Raw genomic sequence first — 15,363 nt, 5'->3', positions numbered from 1 at the left:
AAAGTCAGTGAATTAAATGAAGCAATCAAAACTGCAAAAGATGCTGAAGCTGCTCAAAAGGCAAAAAGAATTCAAGATAGAAAGCAAAAACTAAATACCTTATTAGCTAAAGTTAATGAAGCTGAAGCTAAACAATATGCAAATGAAAAATACAGTGATTTCAAAAGTGCATATGATAATTTACTAAGCCAAGTTGAAGGAGATTCAGCTAACCAATTCGATGAAGAATTCAGTACTTTAGAAACTAAAGTTAGTGAATTAAATCAAGCTATCCAAGTTGGAAAAGACACTGAAGAAAAAGCTATAGCGAAAATTATAAAAGATAATATTACATTCTCGGACACTTATTATTCGAATACATTTGGATCACAATTAAATGAATCTGCCATAAAATCATTAAGGTTAAATATAGTTAATGGCAAAGAAAATATTGCAAACAATTCCAAAACAGTTTACATCGAGCTTTTTAAATCTAATGGAATAAATCTTGATAATAAAGAAATAAAATTTGATAATGACAATTATTATGATCAAGCAACTTCTACTTTAAATAGAAAAGTTTTAGTAAAAAACAAAGAATATTTAATTTCTACTGTTATGACAAATAAAGAAATGCCAACTAATGAAGAAATATTTGGAAATAAAGGAATAAACTTAGAGTTTTTAGGAGATAAACCAATAACTGAATTTAGTCAAGCAGAAATCGAATTTAGTAATTTTAATAAAAATAATAGGGATAAAATAAAAATATTTAATGATGAAAAATTAAATAATATCTTATTAATTAAAGAATACATATTAAATAAACCGGAAAACGATAACACTAAAATAGAATTTAAAGTTATTGCAACATACAAACATTTGACAAAAGAAATGCAAAAAAATGTACTATTCGAGTTTAAAAAAGAATTTACTAATTTAAAAGTAGAAGAAACTACAGGGCCAAATGAAGAAAATAATTTAGTAATTAAATTTAATGAAGTAAAAAAACTTCTTGATTCTAATGGCGGCGAAGAATTATTGGCCGCATTATCAGAAAATACAATAACAAAATTTAATAATATAATGCCCAAAAAAGGCCCTAACAAAGGCAAAGTAACTTTAAAATATGATAGACAAAAGCAAATATTGCACTATGGAGAAAGCTCAAGCAAAGCCAAAAACGAAATAACTCTTACCTGAAGAAATCCTGAAGGTAAACCTGATATTAATTATTTGTTTAGATTTATGTATAATTCTGAATTTGGTTCGAACAATACAAAAGTCTTGCATGCAGAAAAAGATCCAGCGTCAAATCGTTATTTTGTTCAATTTAAGTTTTTAATAAATGAAAGTAATCCAGAAGAATCTGTACAACAAGCAGAAGCGAAAAAAACTTCTAAAACATATAAACTTTTCTTGAGTTAAAATTGTGTAATCAATAAAATATTCATAAGTATACATTGAAATACTTTTATTAACTAGCTTTATAAATTTTTAGCTCCAAATTAGCGCATTAAAAATTGATTATCTAAAATAAAAACTAAATTTATTTTAATATACTATATAGCAAACAAATAAAACACCATATCATCCGTTAAGATATATGGTGTTTTATTTATGCTTTTTAATAGACTAATAAACTAGCTGTTTTATTTTTAAATCTGTTATTTAATGTTTTTATTAACTTTATTTTGAATCTTTTTTGCATATTTTTTTGTTATATTTTAATATTACAAAACAATTATTTAATATGTATTTTAATGGGAAACAAAATATTTTTAGCAATAACGTCAATAAAAGATAATATGTTTAATAAAATTATTGTCCTATTAGTTTTAAAATATTTTGTCATTTAATTTATTATTTTACTTTGAATTTAAATTGCTTATTTAATTTAAGAAAGATCTAGTATGTTTATTTTAAATATTAAAATCTACTGCTTCTATAACAGTAGATTTTAAAATAGTATATTTTTTAAATATTTTTAATTATAAAAAATATTCAATTGTTGTTCCTTTAATTTCATACATTGAAACTAGGTATGCCTTTAATGTTTCTAAAACAGTATCTAATTGTTTATAAAATTTAGCACCTTGATGTTCATTGACTCAAGCAGGTGTATCTAAGTCACTATGTCAAATATCACCTAGAACTAAGTAGTCTCCTTTATCACCTGGGTAGTCTCATAATTCAATAATACCGTTGTTTAATTTTCTCATGTTTAATTTAGTAGGAAGTAGTTCGCCATCACCTTGTCTTAATCATGCTGCAGGGTTGTTGGTTTGAGCATATCCATCGTATAAACCTGATTTAGCTTTAACTGAAAAGTCTGTTGATTCAATGTAAGCAACTGGTAATTTGGCTTTGATATAAAATGGAGCATGATCAGATCAGTCACCAGTTTCACCTGGTTTATATTCTCCGGCTGAAAACATTGGGTGAATTTCTAGTTCTTCTTCAATTTTATTCAATTGCACACTTCTGATTCTTGAAACAGCATTAATTTGGTCACGAATAATTGTTGACAAGTTACCTTTCGCTGCTCCTAATTCAGGATTAGTATTAGGTGAGTGAACATACATTCTGTTTCCACCTGCAACGGTATCCATATTAATCATACCTATTGAGTTTGCCAATAAGCTATTTTGTTCGGCATTTTCAACGATATTTGAAGTTAAGAATTGAGCGACAAATGCTTCTGAACCTAATTTTCCTAATTCTTCAGCATCAACAAAAATGATATGTAATCTTACTCCTAGGTTTTCTCTATTTTTTGGATCTGAAAAGTATTTTAATAGACCTAGGTTTACTGAAACTCCCGAAGCATTATCGGTTGCACCTCAAGAATTACCCTTTGGCCCTACGTTATTTGTTGAGTCATAGTGTGAAACAATGTAAAAGTCTTTCGCAGACGCTTTAGCTGTATTTGTTGGGTTAATTGTTACAACAACATTTGTACCAACGTTATTAACGCTTGTAGGACTTAAATTATACAAGAAGCCTTGTGTAAAAAATCCATCTTGGGTTAGAGCGGTGTTCATTTTTGTAACAATATTAGCAAATGAACCTTCTGAATTAAAAGTTGTGATTGCCTTTCCTGATTTATTCAATTTTGTGATTGTTGTATCAGTAGCTGCTGTAGGAGTTGTTTCTGGTGTTGTATTTTGTGTTGGGTAAGTAGTAATTTCATCTCCGACATTTGCGTAGCCCATTTCTGCAATTGTCTTTTTAAGAATTTCATGAGCTCTATAACTTCCCAAAATATTTTTGTCACTTTGGGAAATATCTGTTGTTAATGGAAATAAGGGTTGTAAAATTTCTGAGGTCAATGTTTGGCCTTCTTCAAGCTTAATTCCATAATAAGCAGGTTTATTTTCAACTTGATTTGTTACTAGACTTGTTGCAATAAAGTTATTAGCATTGCCGGCTTTTCTTCCTCTTGTTTGAGTAATAAAGTTATTAAAAATTTTGTATGAATCTAATTTTTGGTAGTCCGCTTCTTTCACATTATTTTTTGTAGCGTAACCGATACCTATTCCAATTCCAAGTAATGCTGGAACGGCAATAACTGAACCGGTAATAAGACCAATTTTTAAAGCATTTTTATTTGCCATTTATTCTCCTTTGTATTTTTGCTTGCATACATAACATTATGTATACCTAAATTTTAACTAAAAATTACTATTCGACATAAAAAAACGATAATTTTAGGAATTTTTTTTAATTATTAATACGCCTGGGTTAAAATAAATATATATAAAATTAAGGGGAGTTGTATGAAAATAAAACATTATATTACTATGGGAACAATCATAGCATTGCCTTTTTTAGCAATTAGTTGCAATGCAAAAAATAATAATAATTCAAATAAAACCGAATTTAATATAAATACTAAAGATGAAATTAATACAAATAATAAATTTAAAGAAGATGTTAATCGTGATAATGGTTTGATTGGCACCGAATTAAGAGCAGCGGTAGATAACGCTATCAAAAATTCAACTTTCACCATGACAGATTTTGCTAATAATGATTACAATAGTCTATCTACTATTGAAAAAGATGAATACGTTAAAACAATGTGAAAAAATATTCAAAAATGATTCAAAGATACGTTAGATTATGCTGGTCGTCCAACATTTTATGCAGAGACTTTGGACAATCCCGAATTTAGTAAATATTTTAAAATATTTATACCTGATTTATCATACTTTAGAAATAATCATGAATTTCATTGCTATTTTGGATATGACCCTCAGAAGAGAGATTTATTTTATTATTTCAAAATTAAATGTTTAGATGGCAAACAAACAGAAGGGCATCAAACCGTTTATTTACAATTACCAGGTCTAGATAATGAAGATTAAAAAATCACTAATTATTCCTTCCTTTTGCTTAATTTTTCCGACTATAATTATGTCTTCATCTTGCGAGAAAACTGATAATAAAGTCTATGTAGATGAAGAAGTTGTTACTAAAAAATATTTATCTAAACTAACATTAGAACAAATCGCATCATTAAATAATATTAATCAATTTTTATATGTGAATGATGCTAATAAAAAAGTTTATTTAAAAAATGCAAGACCTGATGATAATAAAGGTTTAATTTTTAGTAATTCCGATTTTGTTTTTATACCAGATTTTAAAACTAAAAGTTATTGAAACCAAATTGAAACTGAATATAATAATATAAAAATTATTAATAAAAAAAGTGACGTTGCCTATCATTCTTTATTTAGAGAGCATGACTTTAATGCCATAAAAGAACATGGCGGATATAATGCTGGTTGATTTTATTATTTAGGAAATTTAATTAACATAAATAAAGATTATTACCGAATTGATGATCCTTATTTTTTAGATTTTCAAACGATTATATTTAGACTTGTATATGATTTATGAAATAATTATGGATTAGTTAAAACCCAAAATATTCGTAATAACAAAAATAAAACCATATTATTAAACAATATTTTTAGAAATGAGTATATAGATGCTAATGCTTGATTATCGGATGAAAGCGAAATATTCAGAAAAACATTCATTAATTTTTTAATTATCTACTTAAATAAATTTAATTTGCATATTAAATTAATTGATATTGATTGAAAAAATAGTGAAATATTAAAAAATAAAGACGGAGCATACAATTTCATTTCATTTTCTATAAATAAAATTGAATTATTTAATGGGTCACTTTTGGCTAATGAATTATTTAAAAATAAAAAGTTTTATATAAATAATTTTAGAAATTATGCAACAAATTTGAAGTTTGGAGTTGGTTCACAGGGTTTAAAAGAAATTGAACCATTATTTAATAATCATGTTCAAAATCCTTTGTTGGAATTTAAAAGTCTCGCTTATTTAGATATCAAAGATAATATTAATTTTTTTATTAAGGGATATGATTCAGTCGATTATTGAAATTCGCGTGGTTTGGTCTATTTGATTAATAAATTTAATCAAAAAATGCTCAATTTATCAGTTCCTGATATTTATAAAAATAAAGAAAAAGAATATCGAATTGAAAAAGCCACTTTTACTGATTATTTTAATACTTCACAGCTTATTAGATTACACATTAATGTTGTAGATATCAATAACCATATAAAAAAATATGTTTTGTTAAGTTCTAATTTTGATGATCACGGACATTATTTAAAAGGCCTAGCCTTAAAAAATTTAGCTATTGAAAAATTAACTGGTGCTGATTATTATGCTTTCCGAGACAAAAAAGATTATTTACCATCTGGTATAGCATTGGATGATTTTGTTGATATGGATCAAACTAAACCATTTGGAAGTTTGGTATTGCGTGCGATAAATAAAATATATTCAAAATGAGAAAATCGAAACGAAACAGACATTAATGCCCTAGATATAAACAACGAAGCTTTACTAACGATGACTGCTTATCTGAATAATTATTTATTAGCTTATGCTTTGGAAACCGAACAAAATAAAATTAATTCAGGTATAAAAAAAATTGAATTAACCAAAATTGAAAATCAAGGCAACGGCGAGGCAATACTAACATTTGGTTTTTATAAATTTATCAATGATGCTGATGTTGAATTTAGCACTGATAATGAACAGCCATTTTATGAAATGAAAATTAAATTATTTGGTTTTAAAGGCTATCAAGGCGATAAGCAGAATCAATTTGAATTAGTTAAAAAAGGAGTTAAATAATGAAAAAACATTGAATTTTAATTCCAACTGTTTCGGCTTGTTTGTTGCCTTTATCATCCATTGGATGCCAAGATAATAAAAGCGCTATGAGAAATGCAGCAACAGAATCAGTAAAAACAAGCCAAGAAAGCCAACATTATTTTGTTGATCATTTTGTTTTAGCTGCTTTAAAAATAAAAGAAATTTATAGACCTTTTATAGCGCAATATTACTTATTTTATAAAGAATATAATAATTTGGCATCATCTTTATACGAATTAGCAAAAGAACAATCAATTAAAACTTTTTCCCAAAATTTAATGGACTATTTTGCTGCAAATTTTGATCTAAAAAACATCAATATAAATACTTTTTCAATGAATTTAATTAAATTAAATTGAATTATAAAAAATTTATTAATTTCCCTATCTAATTTAAACTTTTATTTAGAAAATAATCCGTTTAATAATTCTAATAAGTATGACGACATAAATAAAGGTAAAGAACAAGTTAAATCCGATTATAAAAAATATCTATATGATGAAAATTTTTCAATTACTATTTTTGAATCAGAAGAAATTCCGATTATAAATTTAACTAAAGTTTTGAACAATTTATTAAAAGAAATACAAAAGCAAATCAAAAACGAATTTTTAAATAAATTTTTAAATGATTATGAATTAGCAAAAAACAATATTTATGATAATAATAATCACATAAATCTAGATAATAACTTCTACACAGTTTATGATGTTTTATTGAAAAACGTTGATATAGATTATGGCTTAGATAATATCTTAATTAATTTTATTAAATAATATGGATTATGAAGCTACACAATTTAATTGTGGAAGCTTTTTACTTTAATAAAAATTAAAGAAATTTATACTAAAATATGCCGAAATGAGAGCTTGGTTTTTATGGTTTAATTAATATATATGAATGTAAAAAATAAAGGCATGTTATTGGAATCAATAATCAATAGTACTAACTTGTTTTATTTTAACCAAAAAGTTGCGATGATCCATAAGAAAAATCTTGATGTACAGTTTAAAGGTGTCGATATTAAAAATCATAAGTTAGTATTAAAAGAAGCAACAATAAAATCTAAAAGTACTGTAGATTATTATGGAATATATAAAGGAAAATTTCTTGCTTTTGAAGCAAAAAGTACAGAGGATAAGAATTTATCCTTAGCAAATATTAAAAACCACCAAATTGAATATTTATCTTTAGTCGAATCATTTGGAGGTATAGCTTTTTGAATATTTTATTTTAAAATTCAAAATAAATTTATTTTAATCAAGCATAGTGACCTTAAAAATATAATTAAAAATAAAAAAACATTGTCCTTTGATTTATGCAAAGAACAAGGCATTATTTTAGAATTAAGTTTTCCAGGCGTACTGGATTTCATAAATTATATTTAATTATTTTTTATTTTTTTTGCTTACACCATTTAATCTATCTTTGTAAGCTGATGAAAATTTAAATCTTGGATCAATTTTAGGTGCGACTTCAATTATTTCTTTTGTAATATTGTGGGTTTTTGTTTTTCCGGGGATGAATTTAGATGAGAAATTTCCAAAACCAGATATTGAAATAGAATTGCCAGCTTTTATTTCTTCTGAAATAACAGCAATAATTCCATCAAAGGCTCCTTCAATTGAATATTGTTGAATTCCAGTTTGTTCGCTAACTCTTTCAATTAATTCTTTTTTATTCATAATATATACCTCTATTCAGTTTTTAAAGGTCGTTTCATTAATGTTTTAATTATTTCATTCGGGTCGTTTTTTAAGTATATGATTTTATAAATTGATTCAATTATTGGTAAATCTAATGTTTTATTTTTTATATATTGATTATAAACAACTTCAATTGATTTTAAACCTTCAATGGTTAATTTGTTTGCATCAAAATCTTTATTAAAAAAGTTTTTGCCATAAGTGTAGTTGCGAGATTTATCTGATAATGCAGTAAGCATTAAATCCCCAAGCCCTGTTAAACCATTATTAGTTTCAATGTTTCCGCCAATAAATTTAGTAAATTCTTTCATTTCTACAATACTACGTGTTAATAATGCTATTTGAGTATTGGTTGAATAACCTAAGGCATCTAACATGCCAGAAGCGATTGCAATAATATTTTTAAAAATTGCGCCGGCTTCTGCTCCTTTTACATCGGTTTGAGAATAAACTCTAAAGTAGTCATTAGAAAAAAGATTTTGAATATCATTAGCTAGCTCAAGATCATAAGAAACGGCATCAACTAATGTTATATTTCTATTAACAATGTCTAAAGCAAAAGATGGACCTATCAATGATACAATGCCCTTAACATTTTTATTCAACTTAGTTAAACTGTCCATTTTTTCATGTACAGATATATTACTTTCGGGCCAAAATCCCTTAGCAACATTAATAATAATAACTTTTTTTTCTAATTTATTAATTACTAATTCGAATACACTTGGTAAAAATTTAGTTGGTATTGCAAACAAAATATAATCAACATCTTTAATTGCGGCGCTTAAATCAGTTGTTGTAGTAAATGAGGGTATTTTTATTTGGTCTGAAAAATATTTGGTATTGCAGCCTTTTTCAAGGTCACTTAGTTCTTTTAAATCAATTCCATAAATAATAATGTCATGATTATTATTTGCCAAAACTGTAGCACATGCAGTTCCCATTGCTCCACTGCCTAATATTGCTATTTTATTTTTCATATTATTCCTCGTTTTTCTTATTTTTATTACGTAATACTAATTCGATTGGAGTTCCACTAAAATCATAGTTTTCCCGTATTTGATTTTCGATATAACGCAAATATGTGAAGTGGGCTAATTCGGTATTATTGACAAATAATACAAATGTCGGAATTTTAGCTTCAACTTGTTTACCAAAAGTTATTGATAAACGACGACCATTAATTGAACTTGCAGGTCTAATCATTTGAGCGGTCATTAATAAGTTATTTAGTTGGTTGGTATTAATTTTTCTTGAAATATTTTCTTTAACACGAATAATTTCATCTCTTAATTTATTAATACGGTTGTTATTTTTTGCCGATATGAATACAATTGGGGCTCAATCAACGAATTTTAATTTCTTAGCTAAGTTCTTTTTAAATTCGTGCATTGTATTAGTATCTTTTTCAATTAAATCTCACTTGTTAACAATAACAATCATTGGTTTTTTTAACTCATAGGCAATACCAATAATGTTTTGGTGGAAGTGACTAACTTCATCGGTTGCATCTAGTAATAATAAACATAAATCAGCGTCTTCAATTGATTGCGTAGCTCTCATTAATGCATAGTGTTCGATACTATCGGTAAGTTTACTTTTACGTTTGATTCCGGCTGTATCCACAACTTCAAATTCTACACCGTTAATTTTAATAACTGATGATACAGAATCTCGCGTTGTACCCGCAACATCGCTAACAATCGAACGATTTTCATTGGCTAGTGTGTTAAGTAAGGTACTTTTACCAACGTTAGCCTTACCCAATAAAGCTAATTTAAAGTATTTATCATCCTTGGCATTGCTAAAATCCAAGTGTGATAATATACCATCAAGTAAGTTACCTACGCCATCACCATGAATTGCGCTGATAGGATAAATTTCAGAAAAACCTAAGGAATAAATTGAATTATCAAAATAATCTGTCCGACTTCCTTCTAATTTATTAACCGCAACTAAAACCGGTTTATTAGCTTTTCTTAATAATTGGGCAACATAATAATCTTCCGTTGTTAAATTATCACGACCATCAATTAAGAAAACTATAACGTTAGCTTCATCAATTGCTATTTGAGCTTGAATTTTAATTTGTTCTTTAAAATTTTCATTTTCAATAGTAATACCACCGGTATCAACAATTCTAAATTCTTTTCCGGCTCATTCGGCATCTTCATAAAGACGGTCACGAGTTACACCAGGACTATCATAAACGATTGATTTACGTTTGTTAATTATCTTATTAAAAAGAGTACTTTTACCAACGTTGGGTTTACCAACTACTGCTACTATATTTCTTTGCGCCATACTTATAACCTCTTTAATACTTCTTGATACATAGCTTCGAAGTTTTCGTCAATGCTCATATCTGATGTATCGATTTCTATACTTCCTTCGCTAACTTTTAGAGGATCTACTGCGCGATTCATGTCATTATAATCACGAATTTTCATTGATTCTAAAACATCTTCATATTTTGATTCAATGCCCATTTCATGATCTTGTTTAACACGACGCATAGCTCTAACTTCAGGAGTTGCTCATAAGAAAAACTTTACTTCTGCGTCCGGCAAAATACGATAAGTTGCATCTCGACCATCAACAATAATTCCTTTATATTTTGCGCCAAATGTTTGGATAAATTTATTAACTTTTTCTCTAACACTTGGGAATTTGGCAATTGATGATGCTCCTCTTGAAATATTGTCTTCTCTAATTTTTAAAGTTACATCTTCATTTTTGAAAATGATTTTATCATCTTCAGTTACGTGTAAATCTTCGATGTGTCATGCATCATTTACTGCTTGTTCGTTTTCTAAATCGATATTATTTAAAATCGCATTATAAGCAATAACTCTATAAAAACTCCCACTACTTAAAAATTTGTATTCAAGTTTTTTCGCTAACATAGTTGACATAACTGTTTTACCGACCCCAGAAGGACCGTCTATAGCAATATTAATTCGTTTTTTCATACCGTACTCCTCTTTTTTATTTTGATAATTCTTCAATAACCTTTTTTCAATATAAATTTTCATTTTTGATTTTAAACTGATTTTTTTTAACTTGATTTTGTTCTAGGTTTTCAATTTCTGATTTGACTTTATTAATTTTTGCAATTTGAAGTCCATAATAAACTTCAGAAACTTGCAAATTATTGTTGCTTAACTTTATCTCAAAAGATTCGATATTTTTAGAAAAATCATTTATAAAAAAATTAGTTTCATTATTTTGCTGAATATTAAAATAATGATATATTTTAGCAAAAATGGCACTGTATTTTTTGTAATTTTTGAAAGATTTTTTTTCTTCTTCACTTAGTTTTTTTAATTCTTTTTTTGTCAATGACATATTAGCTTATTTAACTAAATATTTGATATTGTGAAGATTTTTTTGCGTCCTTCAGAATGCACTTTTCCAGTTTCTTTATCAACATATTGATATGTAAAGCTTAATGTGTTTAAGCTCTTGGCTGGATTTCATATTACGGCAGGATTATCTCCATCTTTATATGGAATAATATCAAATAAATTCCCAGGGAATATATCTGGGTATGCATTTTCTTGAGCAATTGAATTTTTAAATCAAGTAAAACATTCATCAATAAATTCTTGACTTTTTGTTCATTTGGGATCATTACTTTTTTTAATTATTGAAGCCACTTCTTTTAAAAGTTTCGGCTCATTTAAATAAAATTGGGTTCCTTGGTTCCATTTTTCTTCATTAGTTAATATAGTTATGACTTGCGAACTTTCATAGTAATATTTAGATTTTTTAGTGCCCTTAATATCGTTTAATTCAAAGTCGCCCCGCGCATATTCGTAATTCAAAGTAATCTCAAATGAAACTTTAACTTCATTAAGTTTATCGGTTGGTTCGATATTTGTGTATTTAAAGTTTAAAAATTTGATTTCATCAAAATTACGATTTGTTATTAGTCTAGTTGATAAATATGAATTAACATCAAACTCTTTCGGTCTGTCTTTTAGCAATTTATTTATTATCTTTTTCGGAGTTTTGGGATTATTAAGTTCGGGATGAGCTTCTTCATATGCTTTTATAGCGCTTTCAGATTGTTCTTTTAATTGGCCGAATGAACTTAATAAAACTTCCGAACTTACAGGGATTATGTTTGATTTTTTAATTTCAATTTCGGCAGCAGTTTTCTTAAAGTCGGCAGGACTTCAATATTCTTTTCTAACTTTTTGGCTATTTTTTACAACAAAATAAATAGCACCACCAATTGATGCTGCAATCGCAACGGGACCAATTGTTCAAGAAAGTATGCTATATAACTTACGCTTATTAACTTTTTTACTTGATTTATTTTTTTCCATAATAGACAATTTTATATTAAAAATACTTTAATATAAGAAAACTATGCAACTTTTTTATTAATAAATAAAAAAATAGCGCAAAGTGCTATTTTTTAGTTGTTTTTTTGAAAAATCTCTTTTTAGGATTATCAATATTGCGAATATAATGACATGACGGGAAATTAGAACAACCGATGAATTTTTGGTGTTTTGCCTTTGTATAGCGGTAAACTAATTCAGATCCACATTGAGGACATAATTCGTCAAGTTTTTCTTGTGGCAATACCGTAATTTCAATTGTTTGGCTTGCGTCATCAAGATTTTCGTTGAATTTTTCTCAAAATGATTGCATCAATAATTTGTAATTTTCTTTTCCTTCTGAAACCAAATCTAAATCTTGTTCCACCTCAGCTGTATATTCTTCATTCATTGTCTTAGGAAAACCATTAACTAATTTTTCTAATACAACTGTACCAAAATCGGTTGGGTATAATGTTCCATTTTTTGATTCAACAAACATACGGTTTTTGATAATGTTAACAGTTGAAGCAAATGTTGAAGGACGTCCAACTTTAATATCATCAAGAGTTTTGATTAAAGAACCCTCATTATATCTTGCGGGCGGATTGGTTTCTTTATCAGCCTTAAAGAAGTTTTCGACATGTAATCTATCGCCAATGTTATATTTTGGTAATGGTTTTGCATTTTCATATCCTGAAATTACATAATAACCATCAAAAATTACATTGCTGTATGACATACGGAAATAATATTCATTATTTTTTAATTCGTATTGATGGATTTCTCTTTTTGGTGTTGCCATAATTGCCATAATTGTTTTATCATAAATTAATTTATAAATGTATGAATCAACATCATTTAAATTATGTTCACGAGTAGCTTTTTCAGGAGTTAAATAAATATCAGTTGGTCTAATTGCTTCGTGGGCATCTTGTTCACCACTGAACCCTTTGATTTCGTGTGCCACATATTGAGGCCCAAATTTATTTGCAATATATTCTTTAGCTTTTTGAACAAAAGAATCACTCATTCTAGTTGAATCTGTTCTAGGATATGAAATTAACCCAGCTTCGAATAATTTTTGTGCGCTAATTTGTACTATCGAAGATGAATATTTGGCTTCTTTGTATAACACTGATTGTTTAAAGGGAGTAATCATTGATTCTGATCTTTGACTAATTTTATAATCAGATACAATAAGCTCTGGATTTTTATTTAATTCATTGATTATCTTAAGGGCATTTTCACGCTTAATTCAAGTGTTTTCTCCTTTGAAATCAGGGTTATTTTTGAAAAAGAAAGTTGCTTGAATTTCTTCGGTGATTATTGCTTCTATTTTTGAATATAAGACAGGGATAAAAGCAGCTATTTCTTTTTCTCTATCTACAACTAATTTTAAAGCGATTGATTGAACTCTACCTGCCGATGGTGTTGTTGGAGTGTTTTTGACTTTTCTTTGCATTAATTGCGATAATTTAAAGCCGATAATACGGTCAAGCATTCTTCTTGCTTTTTGAGCATCTACTAAATTAACATCAATTTCATGAGGATTGTTGATTGCGTTTTGAATTGCTTCATTAGTAATTTCATTATATTTAATTCTTTTATATTTATTTTCAATTTTTAATGTGGTTACTAAATTACTTGCAATTGCTTCTCCTTCGCGGTCAGGGTCAGTTGCAATTAAAACTTCTTTAGCGTCTTTAGTAGCAGCTTTTAATTCAGAAATAATTTTCTTTTTACTTGGATCTTCTACCATTTTAGGTTCTCAATTATCAAAATCAATTCCTAAATTACCTTTGCCACGTGTCGAAAGCTTCAAAATATGTCCAACACATGATAAAACCTCAACATCGTCACCGACATATTTTTGGATTGTACGAACCTTATTTGGCGATTCAACTATCATAACTTTATCACTCATATTTGCCTCCTTGAATGCTTTAACAATGTATTAATAATAGCACAAAGCATATATTCGAACAAAAAAATGACTAGAATTTTTCTAATCATTTTTTATAAACGTCATCTTTTGAATTATCAAAAATTTGTTTTAATTTTTCTTTATCTTCTTTTTTAAATTCTGGTACATAAGGCTTAATTGTAACAATTAAATTACCTTTACGTTTTGTATTAATAATAGGGAAACCAAAGCCTTGAAGAGTTATTATGCCATCTAGTTGCATATTCTTGTTTAGTTTTACTTTTTGTTTTCCATATGGCGTTGGAATTTCAATTTCTTCTTCTAGTATAATTGATTTAATCGAAATTGGAACACTTAAAATAATATCGTTATTTATGCGTTCAAAGTTTTTATCAGGGCGAACGTTAATTACTATATATAAATCACCATTTTCGCCGCCATTAGTTGATGGCATTCCGTATCCAGCTAGTTGAATTGTTTGACCAGATGTAACTCCGGCTGGAATATTAATAGTTTCCAATACTTCTTTTTTAACATATCCATGTCCAGAACAGGTTTTACATGCATTTTTAATTATCTTACCCGCTCCACCACATTTATTACATTCGGAAAGAGTTGAGAAAAATCCCATACTTTTTTGAATGTGGCCAGAGCCTTTACACAAATCACATGTTACAAGGTCGGCCGCGCTTTCGGCACCTGAACCTCCACAGTTGCCACACTTTTCAGTTTTATTTAATTTAACTTGGGTTGTTTTACCGAAAATTGCATCATTAAAATCGATAGTAAGACGCATTTGTAAATCATCACCTTTTGCTTTTGCTCTACGTGAAGATCCGCCAAAACCAAAAATGTCTTCAAACGGATTACCATTTCCACCAAAGCCTCCAAAGGTTTCTCTAAAACTATCGAAAAATGAACTGAAAATATCCTCTGAATAATGGAAAAAATTTTGATCAAATGCACCATGGCCGAATTGGTCATATTTTTTTCTTTTTTCAGGATCTGATAAAACTTCATAAGCTTCTGAAGCTTCCTTGAATTTTTCTTCAGCCCCGGGTTCTTTATTACGGTCAGGGTGATATTGCATAGCTAATTTTCTATATGCAGATTTAATTTCCTTTTCGGTTGCATTTTTTGAAATACCAAGTACTTCATAATAATCTCTTTTTTTGTTTTCCATAATTTAGTATTTTAGCAC

The 15,363-nt window shown here is 27.7% G+C and carries 14 protein-coding genes; 5 read left to right on the top strand and 9 right to left on the bottom strand.

Annotation, left to right across the window (positions count from 1 at the left end; all coding sequences use genetic code 4):
- The coding region (locus FJR74_RS03375; protein ID WP_170178328.1) for a WXG100 family type VII secretion target at window positions 1–1,407 on the top strand (1,407 nt) is incomplete at its 5' end.
- 563 nt (window positions 1,408–1,970) lie between these two features.
- Here FJR74_RS03375 and FJR74_RS07665 read toward each other — a convergent pair.
- Window positions 1,971–3,596: a M28 family metallopeptidase gene (locus tag FJR74_RS07665; RefSeq protein WP_140914805.1), complete on the bottom strand. Its 1,626-nt coding sequence runs from the start codon at window positions 3,594–3,596 to the stop codon at window positions 1,971–1,973.
- A 162-nt stretch (window positions 3,597–3,758) separates the two neighbouring features.
- Between FJR74_RS07665 and FJR74_RS07660 the strand changes: the two genes are divergently transcribed.
- The 4 genes from FJR74_RS07660 (at window position 3,759) to recU (ending at window position 7,586) form a co-directional block, all read left to right on the top strand.
- Complete coding sequence (locus FJR74_RS07660; protein WP_140914804.1) at window positions 3,759–4,349, top strand: hypothetical protein; 591 nt, start codon at window positions 3,759–3,761, stop codon at window positions 4,347–4,349.
- A gap of 49 nt (window positions 4,350–4,398) precedes the next feature.
- Complete coding sequence (locus tag FJR74_RS07655; protein ID WP_140914803.1) at window positions 4,399–6,177, top strand: MAG3240 family lipoprotein; 1,779 nt, start codon at window positions 4,399–4,401, stop codon at window positions 6,175–6,177.
- Entirely contained in the window at window positions 6,177–6,974 is a 798-nt protein-coding gene (locus FJR74_RS07650; protein WP_140914802.1) for a hypothetical protein, read from the top strand. The genes FJR74_RS07655 and FJR74_RS07650 overlap by 1 nt, the downstream gene beginning before the upstream one ends.
- 120 nt (window positions 6,975–7,094) lie before the next feature.
- On the top strand, window positions 7,095–7,586 hold the full coding sequence (recU, locus tag FJR74_RS07645) for a Holliday junction resolvase RecU (protein WP_140914801.1): 492 nt from the start codon (window positions 7,095–7,097) through the stop codon (window positions 7,584–7,586).
- Here the strand turns inward: recU and FJR74_RS01575 are convergent, their stop codons facing one another.
- From FJR74_RS01575 to dnaJ, 8 genes are all read right to left on the bottom strand, one after another.
- Window positions 7,587–7,883, bottom strand: coding sequence for an HU family DNA-binding protein (locus FJR74_RS01575; protein ID WP_140914800.1), 297 nt, complete (start codon window positions 7,881–7,883; stop codon window positions 7,587–7,589).
- Between the two features lie 11 nt (window positions 7,884–7,894).
- Window positions 7,895–8,884: an NAD(P)H-dependent glycerol-3-phosphate dehydrogenase gene (locus FJR74_RS01570; protein WP_140914799.1), complete on the bottom strand. Its 990-nt coding sequence runs from the start codon at window positions 8,882–8,884 to the stop codon at window positions 7,895–7,897.
- A 1-nt stretch (window position 8,885) separates the two neighbouring features.
- Window positions 8,886–10,208: a ribosome biogenesis GTPase Der gene (der, locus tag FJR74_RS07640; protein ID WP_140914798.1), complete on the bottom strand. Its 1,323-nt coding sequence runs from the start codon at window positions 10,206–10,208 to the stop codon at window positions 8,886–8,888.
- A 2-nt stretch (window positions 10,209–10,210) separates the two neighbouring features.
- Window positions 10,211–10,876 (bottom strand): (d)CMP kinase, encoded by a 666-nt coding sequence (gene cmk / locus FJR74_RS01560; protein WP_140914797.1) that lies wholly within the window; start codon window positions 10,874–10,876, stop codon window positions 10,211–10,213.
- Window positions 10,877–10,892: 16 nt separating this feature from the next.
- Entirely contained in the window at window positions 10,893–11,252 is a 360-nt protein-coding gene (locus tag FJR74_RS01555; protein WP_140914796.1) for a hypothetical protein, read from the bottom strand.
- Window positions 11,253–11,266: 14 nt separating this feature from the next.
- Complete coding sequence (locus FJR74_RS07635) at window positions 11,267–12,238, bottom strand: hypothetical protein (protein ID WP_140914795.1); 972 nt, start codon at window positions 12,236–12,238, stop codon at window positions 11,267–11,269.
- An 85-nt stretch (window positions 12,239–12,323) separates the two neighbouring features.
- Complete coding sequence (gene topA, locus FJR74_RS01545; RefSeq protein ID WP_140914794.1) at window positions 12,324–14,162, bottom strand: type I DNA topoisomerase; 1,839 nt, start codon at window positions 14,160–14,162, stop codon at window positions 12,324–12,326.
- A gap of 70 nt (window positions 14,163–14,232) precedes the next feature.
- Window positions 14,233–15,345 (bottom strand): molecular chaperone DnaJ, encoded by a 1,113-nt coding sequence (gene dnaJ, locus FJR74_RS01540; RefSeq protein ID WP_140914793.1) that lies wholly within the window; start codon window positions 15,343–15,345, stop codon window positions 14,233–14,235.
- Between the last annotated feature and the right edge of the window lie 18 nt (window positions 15,346–15,363).

It is taken from the genome of Metamycoplasma neophronis (genome assembly GCF_006491995.1).
Classification (GTDB): Bacteria; Bacillota_I; Bacilli_A; order Mycoplasmatales; family Metamycoplasmataceae; genus Metamycoplasma; species Metamycoplasma neophronis.
Note: the sequence above shows the minus strand (reverse complement) of the source record. Positions and strands in the feature narration are given on the sequence as shown.